16 protein-coding genes are annotated in these 25,301 nt (G+C 71.5%); 13 read left to right on the top strand and 3 right to left on the bottom strand.

Annotated elements, in window-relative coordinates; all coding sequences use genetic code 11:
* Positions 1 to 836: 836 nt before the first annotated feature.
* Positions 837 to 1,559 carry a hypothetical protein gene (locus tag Cs7R123_RS13725; protein ID WP_212826632.1) on the bottom strand — a complete coding sequence of 241 codons (723 nt, stop codon included), beginning with the start codon at positions 1,557 to 1,559 and terminating at the stop codon, positions 837 to 839.
* 86 nt (positions 1,560 to 1,645) lie between these two features.
* Here Cs7R123_RS13725 and Cs7R123_RS13720 point away from each other — a divergent pair, with 86 nt between their 5' ends.
* The 3 genes from Cs7R123_RS13720 (at position 1,646) to Cs7R123_RS13710 (ending at position 6,103) form a co-directional block, all read left to right on the top strand.
* Positions 1,646 to 4,276: a valine--tRNA ligase gene (locus Cs7R123_RS13720; protein WP_374706942.1), complete on the top strand. Its 2,631-nt coding sequence runs from the start codon at positions 1,646 to 1,648 to the stop codon at positions 4,274 to 4,276.
* Between the two features lie 89 nt (positions 4,277 to 4,365).
* Positions 4,366 to 5,637 carry a folylpolyglutamate synthase/dihydrofolate synthase family protein gene (locus tag Cs7R123_RS13715; RefSeq protein WP_212829149.1) on the top strand — a complete coding sequence of 424 codons (1,272 nt, stop codon included), beginning with the start codon at positions 4,366 to 4,368 and terminating at the stop codon, positions 5,635 to 5,637.
* A 19-nt stretch (positions 5,638 to 5,656) separates the two neighbouring features.
* A complete protein-coding gene (locus tag Cs7R123_RS13710; RefSeq protein WP_212826630.1) occupies positions 5,657 to 6,103 on the top strand; it encodes a DUF4233 domain-containing protein in 447 nt (148 codons plus the stop codon).
* Between the two features lie 48 nt (positions 6,104 to 6,151).
* Here Cs7R123_RS13710 and Cs7R123_RS13705 read toward each other — a convergent pair whose 3' ends face one another.
* Entirely contained in the window at positions 6,152 to 7,573 is a 1,422-nt protein-coding gene (locus Cs7R123_RS13705; protein WP_212826629.1) for a VOC family protein, read from the bottom strand.
* Positions 7,574 to 7,742: 169 nt separating this feature from the next.
* Between Cs7R123_RS13705 and ndk the strand changes: the two genes are divergently transcribed.
* Genes ndk through Cs7R123_RS13690 form a run of 3 tightly spaced genes read left to right on the top strand, consistent with a single transcriptional unit; the run spans position 7,743 to position 11,980 of the window.
* Positions 7,743 to 8,177 carry a nucleoside-diphosphate kinase gene (ndk, locus tag Cs7R123_RS13700; RefSeq protein ID WP_212826627.1) on the top strand — a complete coding sequence of 145 codons (435 nt, stop codon included), beginning with the start codon at positions 7,743 to 7,745 and terminating at the stop codon, positions 8,175 to 8,177.
* Between the two features lie 21 nt (positions 8,178 to 8,198).
* Positions 8,199 to 9,524 carry an SWIM zinc finger family protein gene (locus Cs7R123_RS13695; protein WP_212826625.1) on the top strand — a complete coding sequence of 442 codons (1,326 nt, stop codon included), beginning with the start codon at positions 8,199 to 8,201 and terminating at the stop codon, positions 9,522 to 9,524.
* Positions 9,521 to 11,980 (top strand): DUF6493 family protein, encoded by a 2,460-nt coding sequence (locus Cs7R123_RS13690; protein WP_212826623.1) that lies wholly within the window; start codon positions 9,521 to 9,523, stop codon positions 11,978 to 11,980. Before Cs7R123_RS13695 ends, Cs7R123_RS13690 begins: the two co-directional genes overlap by 4 nt.
* A gap of 80 nt (positions 11,981 to 12,060) precedes the next feature.
* Here the strand turns inward: Cs7R123_RS13690 and Cs7R123_RS13685 are convergent, their stop codons facing one another.
* Positions 12,061 to 12,672, bottom strand: coding sequence for a PASTA domain-containing protein (locus Cs7R123_RS13685; RefSeq protein ID WP_212826621.1), 612 nt, complete (start codon positions 12,670 to 12,672; stop codon positions 12,061 to 12,063).
* Positions 12,673 to 13,004: 332 nt separating this feature from the next.
* Here Cs7R123_RS13685 and Cs7R123_RS13680 point away from each other — a divergent pair, with 332 nt between their 5' ends.
* From Cs7R123_RS13680 to Cs7R123_RS13650, 7 genes are all read left to right on the top strand, one after another.
* Positions 13,005 to 14,162, top strand: a complete 1,158-nt coding sequence (locus Cs7R123_RS13680; protein WP_212826619.1) for a Fic family protein — start codon at positions 13,005 to 13,007, stop codon at positions 14,160 to 14,162.
* 299 nt (positions 14,163 to 14,461) lie between these two features.
* Positions 14,462 to 17,578 (top strand): isoleucine--tRNA ligase, encoded by a 3,117-nt coding sequence (ileS, locus tag Cs7R123_RS13675; protein ID WP_212826617.1) that lies wholly within the window; start codon positions 14,462 to 14,464, stop codon positions 17,576 to 17,578.
* 85 nt (positions 17,579 to 17,663) lie between these two features.
* Complete coding sequence (locus tag Cs7R123_RS13670; RefSeq protein WP_212826615.1) at positions 17,664 to 18,923, top strand: RNA-guided endonuclease TnpB family protein; 1,260 nt, start codon at positions 17,664 to 17,666, stop codon at positions 18,921 to 18,923.
* A gap of 56 nt (positions 18,924 to 18,979) precedes the next feature.
* Positions 18,980 to 19,666, top strand: a complete 687-nt coding sequence (locus Cs7R123_RS13665; protein ID WP_212826613.1) for a 1-acyl-sn-glycerol-3-phosphate acyltransferase — start codon at positions 18,980 to 18,982, stop codon at positions 19,664 to 19,666.
* A gap of 67 nt (positions 19,667 to 19,733) precedes the next feature.
* Positions 19,734 to 21,686 (top strand): TIGR03960 family B12-binding radical SAM protein, encoded by a 1,953-nt coding sequence (locus Cs7R123_RS13660; RefSeq protein ID WP_212826612.1) that lies wholly within the window; start codon positions 19,734 to 19,736, stop codon positions 21,684 to 21,686.
* A 61-nt stretch (positions 21,687 to 21,747) separates the two neighbouring features.
* On the top strand, positions 21,748 to 22,488 hold the full coding sequence (locus Cs7R123_RS13655) for a TIGR03936 family radical SAM-associated protein (RefSeq protein WP_212829148.1): 741 nt from the start codon (positions 21,748 to 21,750) through the stop codon (positions 22,486 to 22,488).
* A gap of 157 nt (positions 22,489 to 22,645) precedes the next feature.
* Positions 22,646 to 25,273 (top strand): Rne/Rng family ribonuclease, encoded by a 2,628-nt coding sequence (locus tag Cs7R123_RS13650; RefSeq protein ID WP_212826610.1) that lies wholly within the window; start codon positions 22,646 to 22,648, stop codon positions 25,271 to 25,273.
* Positions 25,274 to 25,301 lie beyond the last annotated feature (28 nt).

Here is a 25,301-nt window from a genome sequence, read left to right as displayed (position 1 = left end):
GCGTTTACCCACCACCTTTCCCCACCGCCGGACAACACCAGCCACCCCGCCCACCACCGGCCCGGCAACCGGCCGGCACCAAGCCGACCCCGGGCCGGCTCAGGCCAGCCCCCTCGGGCCTGGGCCTGGTGCCAGCACCAGCCGACTGGCCGACCCCCGGGTCCTGGCCGGCCCCCGGGTCCGGGCCTGCTGCCAGCACCGGCCGGCCTCCGGGGCCGGGGTCTGCTGCCAGCCCGGCCCGCTCCTCCACGTCGATCATGAACTTGTGGACGTGTTCGGCGGCGTGTCACCACCCCACCACCGTGATCAACCACCCCGCCGCAGGCCCGAACACGTTGGACAGCGGCAGAAGCCGCCGCGGCCCAGCCGGGTGCGATACCGGCTGGCGGGCGCAAGCCAGGCGATGATCGCGGTCTCCGGCCACAACCTCGTGCGTCAGATCAGATCGAGACCGCAACCAGCGATCACCAGCCCAGAACCCCGACACACCCACCGGACACCGGTCGCGAACCCGCGAAGATTGCCACTTCCGGTCACAGAGCCACGCGACAGGCCAGACCACGACCGCAAACAGCGATCACCACCCCAGCACCGCGACCGTGGCCGCGACCATCGGTGGGCCGCCCGCCCCGACCCGCGACCCGCAGGGCCCGCCGCCAGCTGCGGTCGAGCCCGCCGTCGCCGGACAACCTCAGCCACGCGAAGGCGGATCCGACGATCGCCGTTTCCGGTCATAGAGCCCCACGCGACAGGCCACGCGACGACCGACAACAGCGATCACCAGTGCCACCCCGTCGACCTGACCAGCCCGGGCCGGGTTTGGCCACCGGGTGGGGTTAGCGGTGGAGGGTGGTGGTGCGGATCTGGAGGATGAGAGGGGTGGCTTCGGCGGGGGTGCGGTTGGGGAACAGGGCCAGGGCGATGCTGCCGTTGTCGGCCCAGCCGCATACGGCGAGCTGCCCGTCGGTGCTGTCGGCGGAGCCGCACTTGACCACGCCGCCCAGTTCGCCGGGGTCGATCGACTGCAGGGCGGTGACGCCGCCGGTCTCGTCCTCCATGAGCTTGAGGACGGTGTCGAACTCGCGTTCGGGGCGAAGCAGCGTGGCGCCACCGCCGAAGACCATGATGCTCTTGGACGGGCCGCCGGCCGGGTCGCTGTAGATGGCGCTGGCGGTGCGGTCCAGGTCGATGTCGGCGGCCAGCGCCGTCATCAGGTACCCCGCGGTGTCCTTGGCGGCGTCGCTGTCGTCGCGGGTGAGGTCGCCGATGCGGTCGGGCATGGTGAGGGTGGAGTCCTTCTGCTGGACCACCCGCCAGGCGGTGGGGCCGACGAACACGGCCGACAGCAGCGCGGCGACACCGAGGGCGCCGATGGTGATGAGCATGGCCTTGCGGCGGCGGCCCGGGACGGGTGCGTCGTCGTCGGGTTCGTCGGTCATCGCGCCGGGCAGCAGGCGCACGGCGGGACGGGCGTACGCGGGGATGCCGTCGGCGCTCTGGGCGGTGGAACCGCCGCTGCCAGGGCCGTCTTCGGGACGTACCGTGGGCTCGTCTGACATTGCTGACCACCTCTCGCCGACTCGCGGAGCCTAGCAAGCGACGGCCTGCCAGCGGTGGACGGTGAGCAGCTTCGTAGACTTGGCGCGTGACCGAAACCCAGCCGACGCGCGACGCGCGCGCATCCCAGCCTGTCGAACTGGCCGCCGCCTACACGCCCGGCGACGTAGAGCAGCGGCGGTACGAGCAGTGGGTATCGGCCGGGCACTTCGACGCCGACGCCAAGAGCGACAAGCCGCCGTTCGCCATCGTCATCCCGCCGCCGAACGTGACCGGGTCGCTGCACGTCGGCCACGCGCTCGATCACACCATTCAGGACTCGCTGATCCGCCGCAAGCGGATGCAGGGCTTCGAGGCGCTGTGGCTGCCGGGCATGGACCACGCGGGCATCGCCACCCAGAACGTGGTGGAGCGCCGCCTGGCCGCCGAGGGTCTGTCGCGTCACGACCTGGGCCGCGAGGCCTTCGTGGAGAAGGTGTGGCAGTGGAAGGCGGAGTCCGGCGGCGCGATCCTGGGCCAGATGCGGCGCCTGGGCGACTCGGTGGACTGGTCGCGTGAGCGCTTCACCATGGACGAGGGCCTGTCGCGGGCCGTGCAGACCATCTTCAAGCGGCTGTACGACGACGGCCTGATCTACCGCGCCGAGCGCATCATCAACTGGTGCCCGCGCTGCCTGACCGCGCTGAGCGACATCGAGGTGGAGCACAGCGACGACGAGGGCGAGCTCGTGTCGATCCGGTACAGCGACGACATCGTGGTCGCCACGACGCGGGCCGAGACGATGCTGGGCGACACCGCGGTGGCGGTGCACCCCGACGACGAGCGGTACAAGCACCTGATCGGCACCGAGGTCGAACTGCCGCTGACGGGCCGCCGCATCCCGATCGTGGGCGACGCGCACGTGGATCCGGCGTTCGGCACCGGCTGCGTGAAGGTGACCCCGGCGCACGACCCGAACGACTTCGAGATCGGGCAGCGGCACAACCTGCCCTCGATCACGATGATGGACGAGCGGGCGATCATCACGGTGCACGGCCCGTTCGAGGGGCTGGACCGGTACGAGGCACGTCCGGCGGTGGTGGCGGCGCTGCGCGAGCTGGGCCTGATCGTGGCCGAGAAGCGGCCGTACCTGCACGCGGTGGGGCACTGCTCCCGGTGCAAGACGACGGTGGAGCCGCGGCTGTCGTTGCAGTGGTTCGTCAGCACCGGCCCGCTGGCGAAGGCGGCCGGGGACGCGGTGCGCGACGGCCGGGTGCGCGTCGAGCCGGCCGAGCTGAGCAAGCGCTACTTCGCCTGGGTCGACAACATGCACGACTGGTGCATCTCGCGCCAGCTGTGGTGGGGCCACCGCATCCCGGTCTGGTACGGCCCGGCCGGTGAGGTCGTCTGCGTCGGCCCCGACGACCAGGTGCCCGCCGGGGACGGCTGGCGCCAGGACGAGGACGTGCTCGACACGTGGTTCTCGTCGGCGCTGTGGCCGTTCTCGACGCTGGGCTGGCCGGAGCAGACCGCAGATCTGGCGAAGTTCTACCCGACCAGCGTCCTGGTCACCGGCTACGACATCCTGTTCTTCTGGGTCGCCCGGATGATGATGTTCGGCCTGTACGCCATGGACGGTAAGCAGCCGTTCGACGTCGTCGCCCTGCACGGCATGGTGCGCGACCAGTTCGGCAAGAAGATGAGCAAGTCCTTCGGCAACGTGGTCGACCCGCTGGACTGGATCGACCGGTTCGGTGCCGACGCGACCCGGTTCACGCTGGCCCGCGGCGCCAACCCCGGCTCGGACGTGCCGGTGTCGGAGGAGTGGTGCCAGGGCTCGCGCAACTTCTGCAACAAGCTCTGGAACGCGACCCGGTTCGCGCTGCTCAACGGTGCCCACACCGAGGGCCCGCTGCCGACCGAGCTGTCGACGATCGACCGGTGGATCCTGTCGCGGCTCCAGCACACGATCACCGAGGTCGACGAGTACTTCGAGGGGTACGAGTTCGCGAAGGTCTGCGACAGCCTGTTCCACTTCGCCTGGGACGACGTCTGCGACTGGTATGTCGAGCTGGCCAAGCCGGTGCTGACCGGCGCCGATGCGGACGCGGCGGACCGGACCAGGCGGGTGCTCGGGCACGTGCTGGACCAGCTGCTGAAGCTGCTGCACCCGGTCATCCCGTTCGTCACCGACGAGCTGTGGTGCGCGCTGCACGGCGTCGAGGGCGACGCGTCGATCATGGTGGCGGCGTGGCCGTCGGCCGACCCGGCGCTGATCGACGACGCGGCCGAGGCCGAGCTGGAGACGCTCCAGCGGGTCGTCACCGAGGTGCGCCGCTTCCGGGCCGACCAGGGCCTCAAGCCGGGGCAGCGGGTCGCGGCGAGCCTGGACGGGCTGGTCGGGGCGGGTGTGGCCGCGCACGAGCCGCTGATCCGCTTCCTGGCCCGGCTGGAGGAGCCCGGTGACGGGTTCACCGCCACGGGCACGGTCGCGGTCGCGGGCGGCGTCACGGTGGCGCTGGACACCCGGGGCAGCATCGACGTGGCCGCCGAGCGCGCCCGCCTGACCAAGGACCGGGCCGCCGCGGAGAAGGAGATCGCGCAGGCGACCGGCAAGCTGGGCAACGAGGGCTTCCTCGCCAAGGCGCCCGAGCAGGTGGTCACCAAGCTGCGGGAGCGGCTCGCCACAGCCGAAGCCGACCTGACCCGCATCGACGCGGCCCTGGCGACGCTAGGGTGACTCCTGTGAGCTCATCCGGCCGCGAGGGCGCGCACGAACCGACGTACGCCGAGGTGGAAGCCGCGCTGAACCAGCGCGGCTTCACCCGGATGGTGTTCGACCTGGGGCGGATCGAGGAGCTGCTGGACGTGCTCGGCAGCCCGCAGCGGGCGTACCCGTCGATCCACCTCACCGGCACCAACGGCAAGACCTCCACCGCCCGGATGATCGACAGCCTGCTGCGCGTGCACGGGCTGCACACCGGCCGGTACACCAGCCCGCACCTGGAGACGGTCCGCGAGCGGATCAGCCTGGACGGCGAGCCGGTCGACGAGGAGCGCTTCACGGCGGTGTACCAGGAGGTCGGGCCGGTCGCGGAGCTGCTGGACGCGCGCAGCGACGAGCCGCTGACCTACTTCGACATGACCACGGCGCTGGCGTTCGCGACGTTCGCCGACGCGCCGGTGGACGTGGCCGTGGTCGAGGTGGGCCTCGGCGGGGCCGAGGACGCGACCAACGTGCTGCACGCCGGGGTCACCGTGATCACCCCGATCGGGCTGGACCACACCGAGTGGCTCGGCGACACGATCGAGGACATCGCGCTGGCCAAGTCGGGCATCGTGCACGAGGGCTCGACCCTCATCTGCGCCGCGCAGCCGGAGGAGGCGATGGAGCCGATCCTGGACCGCTGCGCCGAGGTCGGGGCGACCATCGCCCGCGAGGGCAGCGAGTTCGGGGTGCTGGAGCGCAACATGGCCCTGGGCGGGCAGGTGCTGCGGCTCCAGGGACTCGGCGGGGTGTACGACGAGATCTTCCTGCCCCTGCACGGCGCCCACCAGGCGCAGAACGCCGCCGTCGCGCTCGCCGCGGTCGAGGCGTTCCTGGGCGCGGGCAAGAGCCGGCAGCTCGAAGCGGAACTGGTCCGCGAGGGCTTCGCCACGACGTCGTCACCCGGCCGCCTGGAACGGGTGCGCAATGCCCCGACCGTGCTGGTGGACGCCGCCCACAACCCGCACGGCATGGCCGCCACGGTCGCCGCGCTGGGCGAGGAGTTCTCGTTCCGGCGCCTGGTCGTCGTGGTCGGCATGCTCGGCGACAAGGACGTGCCGGGCGTGCTGGAGCTGCTGGAGCCGGTCGCCGACGAGATCGTGTGCACCCGCAACTCCTCGCCCCGGGCCATGCCCGCCGAGGAGCTGGGCGAGCTGGCCGAGGAGTTCTTCGGCGAGGACCGGGTGCACGTGTACGACGAGCTGCCCGACGCGATCGAGGCGGCGGTGGCGCTGGCCGAGCAGGACGTCGACGCGGGTATCAGCGGGGTCGGGGTGCTGATCACCGGCTCGGTGGTGACCGTCGCCGACGCGCGGCGGCTGCTGCGCCGGTGACACGGAACGGGGGTAGGCGATGACCAGGCCGAGCGAGGCGGCGGCGGGGGCCGGGCCGGAGGGCCCGGCCGGGCACACGCCCGGCGAGGCGCCGGAGCGGGACGTGAACCTCACCCTGGGCGGCAAGCCCAGCGGGCTGCGCAACCCGTCGAAGGCGGTGCGCGGACTGGGCGCGGGCCTGCTGGTGATGGAGGCGCTGGTGCTGCTGCTGGCGCTGCTGCCGATCCGGGTGCTCGGCTCGCCGTCGGGCAGCAGCATGAGCATGGCGCTGGTGCTGGGCGCGGTGCTGGCCGCCGTGCTGATCACCGGGACGCTGGGGCACCGGTGGGGCTGGTGGCTGGGCTCGCTGTTCCAGGTGGGCCTGATCGCGCTGGGGTTCCAGCACTGGGCCTTCGCCGCGGTCGGCGTGGTGTTCGGGCTGGTCTGGGTGTACGTGCTGCACACCCGCCGCACGATCCTGGGCTGAACGATGCCGGGCTGAGCGGTCCCGGGCGCAGCGGCCGGACCGGTCCGGTCAGGCCGCTTTGGCCTTCCACTCGATGATGCCGATGCCGTGGCCGTCGGGGTCCTTGAACGAGGCGGCCCACAGCTCCAGCCGCTCGCCCTGGTTGACCACGCGCGGGGCGAAGCCGAACTTCACGCCGCGCACCTTCAGCTCCTCGTAGACCGCGACCACGTCGCTGACCTCCAGGTTGAGGTGCACCAGGCGGCGGTTGACCGGGCTGGGGTCGTTGGCCTTGCGCAGCACGATCCGGGTCTCACCGGAGGCGAGCACCAGGCTGCCCGCGCCGCCGTCGACCTCGTAGAAGCCGAGCAGGTCGTGGTAGAAGGCGCGGGAGCGTTCCAGGTCGCCGACGATCAGCGTGATCCCGACGCCGTGGATGGAGCTGGCGACCGCAGGCCGGGCCTGGGGTGACGCGATCAGCAGGTCGTCGACCCCGGTGTCGGCGACCGGTGCGGCAGCCGGCGGGGGCGCGGGTGCGACCGGCTCGGCCGGCGGGGGCGCCGACGGCCCGTCCGGTTCGGGGACGGCGGAGAAGTCGAGGGCGCTGATGTCGTCCAGCGGGGGCTGGCGCTGCGCGGGCACGTCGCCGATCAGCTCGCCCTCCAGCACCGCCGTGGCCGCCTCGCGCCGGTGGTGCGGGCTGGGGCGCCGCGACAGCGGCTCCAGGGTGCCGTCGATCGGGGCGGCCGGGGTGGGCGGGCGCGGCGGCTCGGGGCGCGCGCGGTCGGCGTCGACCGGCACCGCGGACACCGGCACCGCCTCGACGGGCACGGCTGAGACGGGCACCGCGTCGAGGTCGACCGGGTCGTCGTCGCGGTAGCCGGTGTATGCCTCGTCGCCGTTGCCGGCGAAGTCGTAGTAGGCGTCGTACGGGTCGTAGTCGTCGTCGATGTGGTGCGGGTCGACGTAGTGCTGCTCCTCGTAGCCGTTCCCGTCGGGGAAGGCGTGCGGGTCGCCCTCGACGTAGGTGGCGCCCAGGTCGGCGGCGTAGCGCTCGCCGTGCGTACCCACGCGGTCCCACTGGATCTTGATGCGCCGGGCGTCGCCGACCGCGACCAGCACCGGCAGCGTGTCACCGACGTCGGGCCACTTGAGCACCTGGACCCTCGGATCGATCATGTTGACCGTCTGGCCCGGGTGTCCCGGCGCGTCCAGCAGCACCTGCATCTCGCAGCGGCCGAACTCGGCGTGCGGCGGTTCGGAGACCTTGACCACGTGGATCGTGCCCGCCACGAACGCCTTGTCGGTGCCGCGCATGGACGCGGTGGTGAGCAGGGCGACCGCGATGACCAGCATCGCCGCGCCGACGGCACCCAGCGGCCAGCTGCCCATGCCGGCCGACATCGAGATGACGAACAGGCCCAGCGCGCCCAGGCAGACCGCGATGGTCACCCGGCCCGGCCGGACCGGTTTGCGCCCCAACCGTGCCAAGCTCGGCCTCCCCTATCCAAGTGGCGCTGGGCAGTGCGAGTGGTCCCCCACAGCGCGCCGTCGTACGGCGACGCTGTGTCCTCATGGCCACCATAGGCGGGTCCGTCGATCGAGGAAAGTGCAGCCGGGTAGGCTGGTGAACCGACCTCGCATCGCCGCAGGTCGGACCATGTGTCGCGTTCGAGGAGGATCTGTGTCGGAACGTTCGCTCGTGCTGATCAAGCCTGATGCCGTACGCCGTGGCCTGGTGGGCGAGATCGTGACGCGGTTCGAGCGCAAGGGCCTGACCCTCGACGCCCTCGTGCTGCGGACCATGGACGACGACCTGGCCGACGCGCACTACGCCGAGCACGTGGAGAAGGCGTTCTACCCGCCGCTCAAGACGTTCATGACCTCCGGTCCGCTGGTCGTCGCGATCGTCTCCGGCGACCAGGCGATCGCCGTGATCCGTGCCCTGGTCGGCGCGACCGACGGCCGGGCCGCGGCCGCGGGCACCATCCGCGGCGACCTGTCGCTGTCCAACCGGGAGAACCTCGTGCACGCCTCCGACTCGACCGAGTCGGCCGAGCGCGAGATCAAGCTCTGGTTCCCCGAACTGTCGTAACCTGCGCCTACGGTGGCCGCCATGCCGACAGCCGCCTACGCGTACCGCGGTGCCTCGGCGCTGACCCCGGACGGCCTCGGCCTGAGCACCTCCGGCGGACCCAGCGCCAACCCGCGTTTCTTCCAGGGGTTCATGACTACCCCGCACACCGTCGCCCAGGGCCTGCTGGCCGTGGCGGAGGTGGCGCGGGCCCGCTACTTCCAGCCCGCCGACCGCGCCGCGATCCTGGACCCGGTGGTCACCGGCAGCGAGGACATGCTGCGGTTCGAGTCGTTCAGCGGCTGCTGCGGGGTGTACGCGCGGATGGACGTGCTGCCGTCCGGCCTGGACGGTGAACGGCCCGAGCACGGCACCACCAACGTCGACGTCAACGCCCCGCTACAGGTGGCGCTGGCCCGCGTCGGCGGCGGCGACCCGCTGCACCTGGCCGTCGGCCCCCACGACCTGACCGTGTCCACCATGGACGGTGCCCTGGTGGAGCGCAAGGTGCCGCTGCCAGGCCGCTGGCTGCGCGGCTTCGCGCAGGTGCACGCGATGACCTCGGGCATGGAGCCGCGCGCGGTCGTGCCGGGCGCGGAGGCGGCCGCTTTCCTGCAGCGGCTGCCGCGCGAGCGGTCGGTGCTGTGGGTGGTGCCCGCCGGCCGGTCACTGCGCCTGACCGCGCGCCCCGTGCCCGGCGCGGTGTGCCTGGCCGGGGCCCAGCGGCTGGCCGCGCTGCGCGGTCTGGCCCGGCACGCGCAGACCCTCACCGTGTACGGCCCCGCCGCCCGCCCCGGCAGCCCCGCGCTCGCTTCGGTGTGGGAGCTGACCACGCCCACCCTCCGGATGTCGCTGACCCTGTCCCCGGAGCCTTACCGCGGGTTCTCCGGCGAGGGCGCGGTGCTGTCGGCGCTGGCCGCCGACGACCTCGCCGACGCCGCCGACCAGATCGGCGAGCTGCTGGGCACGGTGCCCACGCTCGACGCCGACGCCCTGGCCGTGGCCACGGGCCTGCCCGCCGAACGGGTCCGGGCGGCGCTGGCGCTGCTGGGCACCGCCGGTCGGGTCGGCTACGACGTGTCCGAGGCGACCTACTTCCACCGGGTGATGCCGTACGGCACCGACGCGGCCGAGAAGCTGAATCCGCGGCTGTCCGGGGCGAAGGCGCTGCTGGATGCCGGTGCGGTCACCTTTGGCGACGGGGTGGCCCACGTGCGCGGCAACGAGGGGGTCTACCAGGTGCGGCTGGAGCACGGGGTTCCGGCCGGATGCACCTGCGTGTGGTGGGGACGGCACCGGGGCAGCCGGGGGCCGTGCCGGCACCAGCTCGCCACCCGCCTGCGCCTGGACGCGGCGGTGCCGCGATGAGCGCGCAGGGCTGGCCGAGACTGCGGCAGGCGCTGGTCGACGGATCGTGTCCCGGGGTCCTGGACTGGGCCCGGGCGACCGGGGAACAGGAGCGCCGGGCCGCGTTCAACCAGGTCGCCGCATATCTGCGGGAGCATCCGGCGACCTGGGAGCACTTCCAGCAGCGAGCCGGGGTCCGCGCCGCCGCGATCGCGGCGACAGCCTCGACAGCGAAGAAGGCCGCCGCCGCGCTACGCCAGGGCGAGCTGCGCTGGATGATGAACTCACTGTCGCCGCAGCCGGTGCTGGAGCTGCTGCGGCTGCGCGAGGTCCCTTGGCAGGGCGAGCTGGCACACGTGCTGGCCGAGCGGCTGCCGGCGGACGAGACGTCAGGCCCGCGCGGCGACTGGGTGCTGGTGGCCGAACTGGTGCGGGAGAGCGGCTGCGCGGTCCCGGCGGCCGAAGGGTTCGTCGGCGGGTGGATCGACCACGTACGCGGGCAGGCCGACGCCGACGGGGCGCTGCGGGGCAGCCCGTTCACGCGGGAGCTGGTGCCGCAGTTGTTCGCCCACGACCGGCTGGGCGGGCGGCTCGACTACACGTACCAGGGCTCGGGGTTCCTGCCCGCGCTGATCCGGCTGGCCGCCGACGACGCCGGGGTGCGGGCGGCGCTGCTCGACGGGTGCCGGGCGCGGCTGCTGCGCGGGGGCAGGCCGACCGAGCTGCGGCCGTACACCCGGATGCACGAGGAGCTGGCGCCGACCGGCGCTGAGGCAGCCGAGGCGGTCGCCGACTACCGGCGGCTGCTGGAGACCGGCAGCTCGCCGCTGGCGGGGCTGGCCCAGCGGATGCTGCGGGCGGCCGACGAGGCGGGGCTGCTGGACCCGTACACCCTGGTGGAGATCTGCGCCACGGCGCTGGCCCGGCCGGAGAAAGGCTTGGTCAAGGCCCAGACGGTGTGGCTGCGGCGGGCGGCCAGGGCCCGGCCCGAGCTCGCGGCGCAGCTGCTGGCGCTGCTCGACGGCGGCCCGGACACCGCCGCGCCGCCGCCGGTCGCGCTGCCCGCGCCGGTCCCGGCCCCGATCGACCTGGCGCCGGGTTCGGTGTACGAGGTGGCCGAGGACCTGGCCGCGATCACGGCCGGGGACCGGTCCATGGCCACCGTCGAGCGGTTCCTCGCCGGGCTGGTGGCCTGGCGCAGCCGGGACCACGACGCGCTCATCCGGGCCATCGGCCCGCAGCTGGACAGCGCCCGCGCCTGGTGGCCCGGGTTCGCCGAGCAGCTGCATGAGGCGCTGCTCAGCGCGGTGCTGGCCCGGGGGCGCAGCGAGCGCTGGCGCGAGATGCTCAACGTGTTCCGCTCGGAGGAGGCGGTCCAGGGCATGCCGCTGCGGCTGCTGCGCGGGAGCAGCGGTTCGCCGGCCCGGATGTACGCGGTGCGGCTGGCCGAGATCTCCGCCCAGCTGATCCGCCGCCCGGTGCCGCTGCTGACGGCCACGCCGACCCACGCCAACGGCGCGATCGCACCCGAGGTGCTGCTGGAACGGCTCACCCGCGCCGAGCGCGAGGGCTGGCAGCCGTGGCGCATCGACCTCGACCAGGCGCTGCTGCGCCTGCCGCGTACGGTGGCGCCGCAGGTCGTCGCGGCCGCCGCCGCCCTCACCTCCCCGGCGGGCGTCCGCTTCGCACAGTGGATCAGCATGCCGACCCCGGACCCGGTGACCGTGGTCCGCGACGAGGTCGCCGGGCCGCACGTGCCCGCCTGGCACCAGGTGCCGCAGCTGCGCCGGACGGTGGCGCTGGCGCCGCCGGACGGGGTCGCCCCGGTGGTGCGCGAGCTGTTCCAGGTGTACCGCTACGAGCTGACGACCTGGCGATCGGAGCCGGTGACCGATCCGCAGCTGTGGACGTCGGCGCTGCCTTCGCACCCGGAGGTGGTGGCGGCCTGGGCGGTGCACGGTCTGGCGTCCCTGGCCGACCAGGACGCGGAGGGCGGCGCGCTGCTGCTGCCGCTGCTGGCCGAGTGCGACGGACCGGCCGGTCCGTCGGTGCACCTGGCGCTGGCGTACACGCTCGGCTCCCGCGCCGTCGCCGACCGGGTCGCGGCGGTCGACGGCCTGCTCGGGTTCGCGGCCACGGGAGCAGTGGACTTCACGGTGGTCGGGGCCGAGATCGGGCGGCTGGGTGCGGCCGGGATGGTGAAACCCAACCGGGTCGCGGCGGCGCTGGCCGAGGCGACTCAGGCCGGGGCGTGCCAGGCGGTGTGGGAGATCGTCGCTGCGGCGCTGCCGCCGCTGGTGGCGGAACCCAAGGCGCGGCCCGGCACGGCGGACCTGATGGCGCTGGCGCACCGCTGCGCCGCCGCGGTCGGGGTGCGCCAGGTGCCTGCGGCGCTGACCGAGGTCGCGGCCCGGCCCGGGTCCAGCCGCCTGGTCGCCGAGGCCCGCACCCTGCGCGCGCTGGTCTCCCCGCGCTGACCTCGAACCTTAAGGCGGAAACGGATCCGGCCGCCACCGGGGTGCCCGGTGGCGGCCGAAAACGCGTGCGTGGGCGAAGGTCAGCCCTTGCCGTTGCTGACCGAGGTGCAGGTCAGCACGATCTCGGTGTCACCGGAGACCTTGTCGCCGGCCTTCACCGACTGCTTGGTGACCTTCCAGCTGACCAGCAGGGTCAGCTCCTTGCCGTCGTCGCCGACGAACTTGACGTTGGTGAAGCCCGCGGTCGCCAGGATCTTCTCGGCGTCGGTGGCCGACTTGCCGACCACGTTCGGCACGGCGATCAGCACCGGGGCGGCCGGGCTCGGGCTCGGCGACGGGGCGGCGGACGGGCTCGGCGACGGCGCGGCCGGCGACGGGCTGGCCGCTGCGGTGGTGGCCGTGACAGCCGAAGGCGAGGTGCCCGGGGTCGGGCCGTCGCTCTTCTTCCACCACTTCATGTACGCGAAACCGCCGCACAGCAGCAGGAGCAGGATGAGCAGGAGCAGGAGGAGCAGCAGCAGCCAGCGCTTGCGGCCGCCGTTGTTGTCGTCGTCCTTCTGCGCAGCGCTGGGGGCGGCGCCGGCGGGGGCGGCGGCCTTGGCGTCGGACGCCTTGGAGTCGGCCGCGCCGTCGTCGGCGGGCTTCGGCGTCGAAGCCGGCTCTTCGGGGGTGGTGTAGTCGGAGTCTGACACTTCGTGCCTCTCGTTGTGTCCTATGTGTCCGCACGCGCTGCGATGGCATCGGATGCGAACACCGGACATGATGGCCGTTCGGGCCGGTGAGGTCACTAGACCGTTGGGTAGCATCCACGCTCACCGAACGGTCAGCCCACCTGTGATGCGATTCAGGTCACTCACGTACGCGCTGGCGGAGTGCCGTACACAGTGGAATGTGGGGCAGGATGTCGGATTCCCGCGACGGGTGATCCGGTGCACTTCAGGCACGGCCGGAACAAGGATTTAACAGACTCATGCGCCCAGGTCGGCTCCGTGCGAACATGCGACAGGAGTAGTAGCATGGAGCGATGCTGCTTCAGACGCCGAAGCTAGACGACGACGACCTGCGTGTGCTCGGCGAGATCGAGCAGATGCGCCGCGACCTCCAGCTGCACGTTCGTGCTCATCCTCGGTGGACGGGTCAGCTGCGGCGCGAGTTGTTCGCTGCGGCGGTGCAGGGCTCCAACACGATCGAGCAGATCACGGTCAGCATGTCCGACGCGCGAGCCGCAGTGGAAGGGCAGACGCTGTCGGCTGATGTCGACGAGCAGACCCAGCTGGCGATCCTGGGCTACCGCGACGCCATGACCTTCGTGCAGCAGACACCGCTGATGGCGAACTTCTCCTACGGCGAGATGCTGCTGGCGAGCCTGCATTTCATGATTCTCAAATACAACCTGCCGAAGTGGCCGGGCCGATACCGGGCCGGCGGTATCTACGTGACGAGTAACGACCCGCTGGAACCCGCCTACACCGGGCCGGATGCCGACGTGGTGCCGGAACTTATGCGGGAACTGGTGGAGTGGCTCAACGACGGAGATCTCGACCAGCCCGCGCTGGTGCGAGGGGCGATGGCTCACCTCAACCTGGTCTGCATCCATCCGTGGCGGGACGGCAACGGGCGGATGGGGCGGTGCCTGCACACGCTGGTCCTGGCGCGCGACGGGGTCCTGGCGCCCGAGTTCTCCTCCATCGAGCAGTGGCTCGGCGACCAGGTCCACACGGTGCAGTACTACCAGGCGCTCCAGGAGACCCAGGGCGGCTCGTTCCAGCCGGAGCGGGACGCCCGGCCGTGGCTGCGGTTCGCGCTCACCGCGCACCACAAGCAGGCGCAACTGGTGCAACGGCGGGTCGACTACTCGGAGCGGCTGTGGCGGGAGCTGGAGCGGGTGGCGGCCGAGCGCGGGCTGCCGGAGCGGACGGTGTCGGCGCTGTATGCGGCCGCGCTGGGCGAGCTGCGGCGGACCACGTACCAGGGTGACGAGGAGCTCACCCGGGATCAGGCGATCCGGGATGTGCAGGCGCTGGTCAAGCACGGACTGGTGCGGCCGCTCGGCAACGCCCGGACGCGGGTGTACCTGATCGACGGGGTGGCGAAGGACGCGCACCTGGCCTCGGTGGACGCGGTCCGCAAGCCGATGCGGGAGCCGTACCGGGAGATCGAGCGCGAGCGGCGACGCGCCTGACGCCGATCAAGCCGCGGAGTCAGGCGCGCATGTCGCAGTGCCGAAACCCGGTAGACCGGTCGGGCCGGGGCGGCGGTAATCTGGACGCACAGGCATCGACCCGGCTATCACCGGTGAGCCTCCGGAAGAACGGACCCGGGTGACCGGGGCCCAGTAGAACCGGACGGGTACGGCCCGTCACAGCCGAACGAGCGGCCCGTGCGCACCCTGGCACGGGCAAGCGAGGTGGTACCGCGGGCCCACAAGGCTCGTCCTCGCACTGAGTACGTATCAGTGACGAGTGTGACGAGGAGCCCGCGATGGCCTACCCACTGCACGAGGCCGCCGCCGACGGCGTGTCCGCCAGCCCCGACCTGCCCGCCCTGGAGCGGCGCGTCCTGGAGTTCTGGGCCGCCGACAAGACCTTCGCGGCGAGCGTGGAGCAGCGCGACGCCGGGGTGAAGGGGTCGAACGAGTTCGTCTTCTACGACGGCCCGCCGTTCGCCAACGGCCTGCCGCACTACGGCCACCTGCTGACCGGCTACGTCAAGGACGTGGTGCCGCGTTACCAGACGATGCGCGGCAAGCGGGTGGAGCGCCGGTTCGGCTGGGACACCCACGGCATGCCCGCCGAGGTGGAGGCGGAGAAGCAGCTCGGCATCACCACCAAGGCCGAGATCCTCGACATGGGTGTGGCCCCATTCAACGAGGCCTGCCGGACCTCGGTGCTGCGCTACACCAGCGAGTGGGAGCGCTACGTCACCCGCCAGGCGCGCTGGGTGGACTTCGCCAACGACTACAAGACCCTCGACCTGGACTACATGGAATCGGTCATGTGGGCCTTCAAGACCCTGTACGACAAGGGGCTGGTCTACGAGGGCTTCCGGGTGCTGGCGTACTGCTGGCGCTGCGAGACGCCGCTGTCGAACACCGAGACCCGGATGGACGACGTCTACAAGGACCGGCAGGACCCCACCCTGGCGGTGAAGTTCCAGCTGGAGACCGGTGAGAAGGTCGCGGTGTGGACCACCACGCCGTGGACGCTGCCGAGCAACCTGGCGCTGGCCGTCGGCCCGGACATCGACTACGCGGTCATGGAGAAGGACGGCGAGAAGCTGGTCCTGGGCGCGGCACGGCTGGACTACTACGCCAAGGAGCTGGAGGGCTACGAGCGGACCGGCACCGTCAAGGGTGCGGACCTGGTCGGGCGCAAGTACGCGCCGCTGTTCCCGTTCCTGGTGAACCACGCGGGCGACAACGCGTTCCAGGTGCTGGGCGCGGAGTTCGTCACGGTCGAGGACGGCACCGGGGTGGTGCACCTGGCCCCGGCGTTCGGTGAGGACGACCAGAACACCTGCCTGGCGGCCGGGATCCCGACCGTGGTGACCGTCGACGAGCGGGCGCGCTTCACGGCGCTGGTGCCGCCGTACGAGGGCCAGCAGGTGTTCGAGACGAACAAGGCGGTCATCCGCGAGCTGAAGGACCGCGGCATGGTGCTGCGGCACGAGACCTACACGCACTCGTACCCGCACTGCTGGCGCTGCGACACCCCGCTGGTCTACAAGGCGGTGTCGAGCTGGTTCGTGAAGGTGACCGCGTTCCGGGACCGGATGGTCGAGCTCAACCAGCAGATCAGCTGGACCCCGGAGCACGTCAAGGACGGCTCGTTCGGCAAGTGGCTGGCCAACGCCCGTGACTGGTCGATCAGCCGCAACCGGTTCTGGGGCTCGCCGATCCCGGTGTGGGTCTCCGACGACGCGGCCTACCCGCGCGTGGACGTGTACGGCTCGCTGGCGCAGCTGGAGGAGGACTTCGGGGTCAAGGTCACCGACCTGCACCGCCCGTACGTCGACGAGCTGACCCGGCCGAACCCGGACGACCCGACGGGCCGGGCGACCATGCGCCGGGTGCCGGAGGTGCTGGACTGCTGGTTCGAGTCCGGCTCGATGCCGTTCGCCCAGGTGCACTACCCGTTCGAGAACACCGAGTGGTTCGAGAACCACTACCCGGGCGACTTCATCGTCGAGTACATCGGGCAGACCCGCGGCTGGTTCTACACCATGCACGTGCTGGCCACGGCGCTGTTCGACCGGCCGGCGTTCCGCAGCTGCGTCAGCCACGGCATCCTCCAGGGCTCCGACGGCCGCAAGATGTCCAAGAGCCTGCGCAACTACCCCGACGTCTACGAGATGTTCGACCGCTACGGTGCCGACGCGATGCGCTGGATGCTGATGAGCTCCCCGGTGCTGCGCGGCGGCGACATGGCCGTGAACGAGTCGGGCATCCGTGACGCGGTGCGCCAGGTGCTGCTGCCGCTGTGGAACGTGTACTACTTCTTCACCCTGTACGCCAACGCCGGCGGCCATACCGCGCGGACCCGCACCGACTCGACCAACGTGCTGGACCGCTACATCCTGGCCAAGACCGGCGAGCTGGTGTCCACGGTGCAGTCGCAGCTGGACGCCTACGACCTGTCGGCGGCCTGCGCGAGCGTGCGGTCCTACCTGGACGCGCTGACCAACTGGTACGTGCGCCGCAGCCGGGACCGGTTCTGGGCGGCCGACGCCGACGCCTTCGACACGCTGTACACGGTGCTGGAGACGGTGGCCCGGGTGGTGGCGCCGCTGGCGCCGCTGACCGCGGAGGAGATCTGGCGCGGGCTGACCGGCGGGCGCTCGGTGCACCTGGCCGACTGGCCGTCGGCGGAACTGTTCCCCGCCGACCACGGGCTGGTCGCGACGATGGACCGGGTGCGCGAGGTGTGCTCGGCGGCGCTGTCGCTGCGCAAGGCCAAGGGCCTGCGGGTGCGGCTGCCGCTGGCGACCCTCACGGTCGCCACGCCGGACGCGTCGTCGCTGCGCGACTTCGCCGACCTGGTCGCCGACGAGGTCAACGTCAAGCAGGTGGTGCTGTCCGACGACCTCACCGGCCACTGCGAGCAGGTGCTCAACGTGGTGCCGCGGGTGCTCGGGCCGCGCGTGGGCGGCTCGGTGCAGCAGGTGATCAAGGCGGTGAAGGCGGGGGAGTGGTCGCTGGTCGACGGCGCCCCGGTCGCCGCGGGGGTCACCCTCCAGGAGGGGGAGTACGAGCTGAAGCTCGTCGCCGCCGACGCCGAGCACTCCGCCCCGCTGCCGGGGGACGCGGGCGTGGTCGTGCTCGACACCGCCGTGACGCCCGAGCTGCACGCCGAGGGGCTGGCGCGCGACGTCGTCCGGGCCGTGCAGCAGGCCCGCCGCGAGGCGGACCTGGACATCACCGACCGGATCGCGGTGACCGTGGCGGCCTCGCCCGAGGTGGTCGCGGCAGTGACCGCGCACCGGGAGTTCGTCGCTGGAGAGACGCTTGCCGACGAGATCGCCTTTGGCGCGGTCGAGGGTGGTTTCACCGGGGAGGTCGGCGATGGCGAGCAGGTGACCGTGGGTGTGACGCGACGCTGAACGCCGCAGGCAGGTACGGGGCCGGATTGATCGGACCGGCCCCGTACCTTCATCGCCGCCCATAACGCTCGAATATGATGTTCTCGTGCGCTTGCGCTACAACTTCCGGCTTTACCCGACCTCGGGTCAGCGCCAGGCACTGGCGCGGGCGTTCGGATGTGCTCGCGTGGTCTTCAACGATGGGCTGCGCATACGTGAGCAGGCAAGGCTGGCCGGAGAACCCTATGTCACGGATGCGGAGCTCTCCCGCTGGTTGACTCAGGCCAAGAAGTTGCCGGACCGTCAATGGCTCGGTGAGATCTCGGCCGTTGTTCTCCAGCAAGCGCTTGCCGATCTCAATACGGCCTACCGCAACTTCTTCCGTTCGCTGTCGGGACGGAGAGCGGGCCGCCGAGTCGGTCCACCGCGTCTCAGGTCCAAGCGCGGCACCAGGCAGTCGATTCGGTTCACGCGAAATGCAAACTTCAAGGTCTTGGACACGGGCCGGCTCCGCCTGCCCAAAGTGGGTGATCTTGAAATTCGGTGGTCGAGGGAGCTGCCTGCCGAGCCGTCATCGGTCACCGTCGTCAAGGACTCGGCAGGCAGGTACTTCGCCAGTTTCGTCGTAGAGGTCCAAGCGGAGGAACTGCCAGTCGTGGACGAGGAGGTCGGGCTCGATCTGGGTCTGACCGCGTACGCGGTCGACTCCCGTGGTCGGATCATCGAGAACCCGCGATTCTTCCGGCGGCATGAGCGCCGCCTCAAGGGAGCGTACCGAGCCCTGGCTCGGAAGGAGAAGGGCAGCAAGAACCGAGCTAAGGCGAGAGTGAAGCTTGCGCGCGTGCATGCGCGCGTGGCGGACAGTCGGCGAGACTGGCTGCATCAGGAGACGACCCGGCTGATTCGCGAGAACCAAGCGATCTACCTGGAAGACCTGGCGGTCCTCGGCCTCGCCCGTACCTGGCTGGCCAAGTCGGTCTATGACGCGGCGTGGGGGAGCTTCCGCAGGATGCTCGAGTCTAAAGCTGCCCGATACGGCCGTCATGTTTATGTTATCGGACGCTTTGAGCCAACTAGTCAGGTTTGCTCAGCATGTGGACTCAATGACGGCCCGAAGGCACTTAGCGTACGGGTCTGGAACTGTGGCAGCTGCGGGGCGACCCATGATCGAGACTTCAACGCAGCGAAGAACATTCTCGCCGCTGGACGGAAACTCGCCGCTGAGACGCGGCGGGAGGCGGAGAGGTTAAACGCCTGTGGAGCGCAGGTAAGACCGGGAGCGATTCCGGCACCGCGCAGTGAGGCAGGAACCCACCGAGGGGCGGCATACCCGCCCGGCAGGAATCCCCTCCTGAAGGAAGGGTAGGACGTCAAGGTAAGTTCATCGGCCGGCGGCAAGCTCATACCCTATGGAGGCAGAAAGTGCCGGTGCTCTATACGGTCGGATTGTGGACTGTGGCGCCCGCGGTCAAACTGGCCTGGCGGCCGAAGATCGAGGGGCAGGAGCACATCCCCACTACGGGGGGTGCCATCTTCGCAGGCAACCACCTGTCCGTCGCCGACGAGTTCTTCCTCGGCTCGGCGGTGTCGCGGCACATCTCCTTCTGGGCCAAGGAGGACTACTTCATCGGGACCGGCCTGAGCGGCATGTTCTTCCGCAACCTGATGGGCGGGCTGGGTGCGATCCCGGTGCACCGCTCCGGCGGGCGGGCCGCGCTCAGCGCGTTCGACGCGGCGATCCCGGTGCTCCAGGAGGGCGGCCTGGTCGCCGTCTACCCGGAGGGCACCCGGTCGCCGGACGGCCGCCTCTACCGCGGGCGCACCGGTGCGGCGCGGCTGGCGCTCGCCGCCGACGTGCCGATCATCCCGGTCGGCACCATCGGCACCGAGCGGGTCCAGCCCATCGGCCAGGCGCTGCCGAACCTGCGGGCCGGCGACGTCACGATCAAGTTCGGCAAGCCGATCGAGGTGGGTGCGTGGCGCGACGCCGAGTCGGCGAGCACCGCGGCACGTGAGATAACCGACACCGTGATGATGGCGATCCAGTCGCTCACGGGTCAGGAGTACGTCGCGCGGTACGCGCCCAAGCGGCAGTCAGCCGAAGAATAAACCGGATAAACGGCTTGATATCGCCCGGGGTCGGTCGGCCCCGGGCGAGCGCGTACCCTTGATACCCATGCGTGGCGACTCCGTCTTTCCCCAGCTTGAGCTCCTGCTGCCGTTGGTCAGCAAGCCGATCCAGTACGTCGGCGGTGAGCTGGGCGCTGTCGTGAAACCGTGGGAGTCGGCCACCGTGCGCTGGGTGCTGTCCTACCCCGACGCCTACGAGGTCGGCCTGCCCAACCAGGGCGTCCAGATCCTGTACGAGGTGCTCAACGAGCGCGAGGACACCCTCGCCGAGCGCACGTACGCGGTCTGGCCCGACCTTGAGAAGCTGATGCGCGAGCACGGGGTGCCGCAGTTCACCGTCGACTCCCACCGCGCCGTGGGCGACTTCGACCTGTTCGGCCTGTCCTTCGCGACCGAGCTGGGCTACACCAACATGCTCACCGAGCTGAGCCTGGCGCAGATCCCGCTGCTGGCGGCCGACCGCGACGACTCGCACCCGATCGTGGTCGCGGGCGGGCACGCCGCGTTCAACCCGGAGCCCATCGCCGACTTCATCGACGCCGCCGTGCTCGGCGACGGCGAGGAGGCGGTGCTGGAGATCACCGACATCGTGGCCGCGTGGAAGCGCGAGGGCTGCCCCGGCGGCCGTGACGAGCTGCTGCTGCGCCTGGCCAAGACCGAGTCGGTGTACGTGCCGCGCTTCTACGACGTGGACTACCTGGCCGACGGCCGCATCCAGCGCGTGGTGCCCAACCGGGCCGGGGTGCCGTTCCGGGTGCACAAGCGCACGACGATGGACCTGGACGCGTGGCCGTACCCGAAGAAGCCGCTGGTGCCGCTGGCCGAGACGGTGCACGAGCGGTTCGCGGTGGAGATCTTCCGGGGCTGCACCCGCGGCTGCCGGTTCTGCCAGGCCGGCATGATCACCCGCCCGGTGCGCGAGCGCTCGATCACCACCGTGGGGCAGATGGTGAAGGAGGGGCTGGAGTTCTCCGGCTTCGACGAGGTCGGCCTGCTGTCGCTGTCCTCCGCTGACCACTCCGAGATCGGCGACATCTGCAAGGGCCTGGCCGACCAGTACGACGGCACCAACGTGTCGCTGTCGCTGCCCAGCACCCGCGTGGACGCGTTCAACATCGACCTGGCGCAGGAGCTGTCGCGCAACGGCCGGCGCACCGGCCTGACGTTCGCGCCCGAGGGCGGCTCCGAGCGCATCCGCAAGGTGATCAACAAGATGGTGACGGAGGAGGACCTCATCCGCACCGTTGTCACCGCGTACAGCAACGGCTGGCGGCAGGTGAAGCTCTACTTCATGTGCGGCCTGCCCACCGAGACCGACGAGGACGTGCTGCAGATCGCGCGCCTGGCGCACGAGGTGATCAAGTCGGGGCGCCAGGCCACCGGCTCCAAGGACATCCGCTGCACCGTGTCGATCGGCGGGTTCGTGCCCAAGCCGCACACCCCGTTCCAGTGGGCCGCCATGGAGCGCCCCGAGGTGATCGACGGGCGGCTGCGCGCGCTCAAGCAGGAGATCAACTCCGACCGGTCGCTGGGCCGGGCCATCGGCTTCCGGTACCACGACGGCGAGCCGTCGCTGATCGAGGGCCTGCTGGCCCGGGGCGACCGTCGCGTCGGCGCGGTCATCCGCGAGGTGTGGGAGCAGGGCCAGCGCTTCGACGGCTGGACCGAGCACTTCTCGTACCGGCGCTGGGTCGACGCCTGCGCCGCGGTGCTGCCCGGCCTCGGGGTGGACCTGGACTGGTTCACCACCCGCGAGCGCGAGCAGTCCGAGGTGCTGCCCTGGGACCACCTGGACTCGGGCCTGGACAAGGACTGGCTCTGGCAGGACTGGCAGGACGCCCTGACCGAGTACGAGCAGGACGACTGCCGCTGGACCCCGTGCTTCGACTGCGGCGTCTGCCCGTCCATGGACACCAACATCCAGATCGGCCCCACCGGCCGCAAGCTGCTGCCCATCACGCCGGTCAACACCGGCCTGCGCGTACCCGCTGGAGCCTGACGTGGGCAAGCCCAAGAACCAGCCCGAGGGCGGGCAGGCGCCGGTCGTCCAGCGTGTCCGGCTGCGCTACGCCAAGCGCGGCCCGCTGCGCTTCACCTCGCACCGGGACTTCGCCCGCGCCATCGAGCGGGCCATCCTGCGGGCCGGGGTCCCGATCGCGTACTCGCAGGGGTTCACCCCGCACCCGAAGATCTCCTACGCCAGCGCCGCCCCGACCGGGGTGGCCTCGGAGGCGGAGTACCTGGAGCTCGGCCTGCGCGAGCGGATCGAGCCCGACCAGCTGGTCAAGGCGCTGGACGCGGCGCTGTCGCCGGGGCTGGACGTGCTGGAGGCGGTCGAGGCGACCGCGCCGGGAAGCCTGGCCGACCGGATCACCGCGTCGCACTGGCGGATGGAGCTTCCGGGAGTCGGCGACGACCAGCTGGCCGACGCGGTGGCCGCATTCGTCGCTCAGAGTGAGATTCTGGTCGAACGTATGACCAAACAGGGCCGGCGCACCTTCGACACCAGGGACGCCGTGGTGCACATCGAGGCCGTCCGGTCACAGACCCGGCCACCTGGCGTGGTCGAGACCGCCCCGTGTGCGATACTCGACCTTGTCGTGCGGCAGGTCACTCCCTCCGTTCGACCCGATGACGTCCTGTCTGGCCTGCGCGTGGTGGCCGACCTGGAGCCGTCGACGCCCCACACACTTCGTAGTGCCAGGGCGACACGGCTGGCACAGGGCACGTTGACCCCGCAGGGGGAGATCGTGGACCCGCTCGACGCGGACCGCGATCCCGTCGCCATCGGCGAGCGTTAGCCCGGCTTGGCTAACGCTGTCGGCAGACTTCGGCGCAAAGCCGGCCCGCAGTGCCTGACCTGGCGCCCGGGCTGGTGGAACGACGGAAAACACCGGTGTTCCTGAGTGGCTGCGTTCGTCTACGCGCCCGGGAACGCCAGAACTGGAGAACAGCCGGATGCTCGACCACGAGCCCGCAGATCGGCCTGACAGCGCCGACGAGGCACAGCACGGCGGGGAACCCCCGCACAGCACGGCGCCACAGCGCGACGACAGCGGTGCCGTCAGCGCCGACGCCTCTGACGGGACGTCGGCCGCCGACGACTCCGCGCAGGCGCCGGCCGAGGCGACGGTGCGCCGTCGCACCCGCAAGCGCGCCACCGCCGCGGCCGAGGAGCCGCAGGAGGAGGAGACCGAGGCGGTCGCCCCGGTCAAGAAGGCCGCCCGCCGCCGTAAGAAGGTGGCGGAACCCGACATCTCCGGCGAGTCTGCTGCAATTGAGGCAGAAGCTCCGATAGTGCTGCCCACACCCGCCCTCTCGGTGCCCGCGGCCGAACAGGATGCCGCGGAGCTGGCCGAGGAGCTCGAGGCCGAGGAGGCCCCGGCTGCCGAGGCCGCACCGGCCGAGGAGCCCGCGCCCAAGCGCAAGGCCATCTCGGTGCTCTTCATGGCTCCGGAGGCCGCCGCGCCGCCGGTCCGTGCCGAGCAGCCCCGTGCTGAGCAGCCTCGCGCTGAGCAGCCGCGTGCCGAGCAGCCGCGTGCCGAGGCCGAGAGCCGCGCCGAGGACGAGGCCGAGCCCGCGGAGTCGGGCCGCCGTCGCCGCCGTTCGCGCCGTGGCCGGACCGAGGAGGCCGAGCCGGCCGCCGCGGTGGAGGCCGAGGAGGAGGAAGCCGGCGCCGAGCTCGACGAGGACGACTCCGAGCTCGACGAGAACGGCCGCAGCCGCCGCCGCCGGGGCCGTCGCGGCCGTGGCCGCGGCAAGGGCACCAACGACGAGGCGTCCGACGATGAGGCCGGCGAGCCGGTCGAGGCCGACGCCGAGGCCGACGACGACGAGGAGCCGCTGACGCGCCGCCGCCGTCGCCGCCGCCGCAAGGGCGCGGGCGACGCTGAGGACGGCGCCGAGGACGGCGTGCACACCGTCGTACGCATCCGTGAGCCGCGCGCCGTCAGCGACGAGGTGCAGGGCGTGTCGGGCTCGACCCGGCTGGAGGCCAAGCGCCAGCGCCGCCGTGACGGGCGCGAGCAGCGCCGGACCCGGCCGGCGATCCTGACCGAGTCGGAGTTCCTGGCCCGCCGTGAGGCGGTCGACCGGGTCATGGTGATCCGGGAGAACCCCGACCGCACCCAGATCGCGGTGATGGAGGACGGCGTGCTCGTCGAGCACTACGTCACCCGCGCCTCGGCCGCGACGATGGTCGGCAACGTCTACCTCGGCAAGGTGCAGAACGTGCTGCCGAGCATGGAGGCCGCCTTCGTCGACCTCGGCCGCGGCCGCAACGCCGTGCTGTACGCCGGTGAGGTCAACTGGGACGCCGCCGGGCTGGAGGGGCGCTCGCGCTCCATCGAGCAGGCGCTGCGCTCGGGCGACTCGGTGCTGGTGCAGGTCACCAAGGACCCGCTGGGTCACAAGGGCGCCCGCCTGAGCAGCCACGTCGCGCTGTCCGGCCGCCACCTCGTGTTCGTGCCCAACGGCAACGCGTCGGGCATCAGCCGCAAGCTGTCCGATGTGGAGCGCAAGCGGCTGCGCGACATCCTCAAGAAGCTGGTGCCCGAGGGCGCGGGCGTGATCGTGCGCACCGCCGCCGAGGGCGCCTCCGAGGAGGACCTGGCCCGCGACGTCAAGCGCCTGCAGGGTCAGTGGGAGGACATCCAGGCCCGCGCGGCCGACGGCGGCGCCCCGGCGCTGCTGTACGGCGAGCCCGACCTGGTGGTCCGGGTGGTCCGCGACCTGTTCAACGAGGACTTCAAGGAGCTGGTGGTCCAGGGCGACAACGCCTACGAGACCGTCCAGTCCTACCTGCACCACGTGTCACCCGATCTGGTGGACCGGGTGCACCGGCACACCGGCGTCGCGGACGTGTTCGCCACGTACCGCATCGACGAGCAGATCCTCAAGGGCCTGGACCGCAAGGTGTTCCTGCCCTCGGGCGGCCACCTGGTCATCGACCGCACCGAGGCGATGACGGTGGTCGACGTCAACACCGGCAAGTACACCGGTGCGGGCGGCAACCTGGAGGAGACGGTCACCCGCAACAACCTGGAGGCGGCCGAGGAGATCGTGCGGCAGCTGCGCCTGCGCGACCTGGGCGGCATCGTGGTCATCGACTTCATCGACATGGTGCTGGAGAGCAACCGCGAGCTGGTGCTGCGGCGGCTGACCGAGTGCCTGGGCCGGGACCGGACCAAGCACCAGGTCACCGAGATCACCTCGCTGGGCCTGGTGCAGATGACGCGCAAGCGCATCGGCGCGGGGCTGCTGGAGGCGTTCAGCGAGCCGTGCGAGCACTGCAAGGGCCGTGGTGTGATCATTCACACGGAGCCGGTATCCGACCGAAGGGCCGCCGCCCCGGCGCCGGTCCAGCAGGTGGCTCCGGCGCAGGTCAAGGCGGCTCCGGCGGCGCCCGAGCCCAAGCCGCGGGCGACCGAGGCCGACTATTACGACACGGCGGGCTACGACCTGTCCCGCTACGAGGCGGCCGACGACGAGGGCGACGGCGGTGACGCCGACGGCCCCGACGAGGCTGCTGACGTGCCGACGCGGCGCCGTACGCGGCGGGGCGGCCGGCGGCGCACCCGCCCGTAACGAATTGATACGGCGGGGCGCGGAAAAG

Source organism: Catellatospora sp. TT07R-123 (assembly GCF_018327705.1).
Taxonomy (GTDB): Bacteria; Actinomycetota; Actinomycetes; order Mycobacteriales; family Micromonosporaceae; genus Catellatospora.
This window is presented reverse-complemented; position numbering and strand designations above follow the sequence as displayed.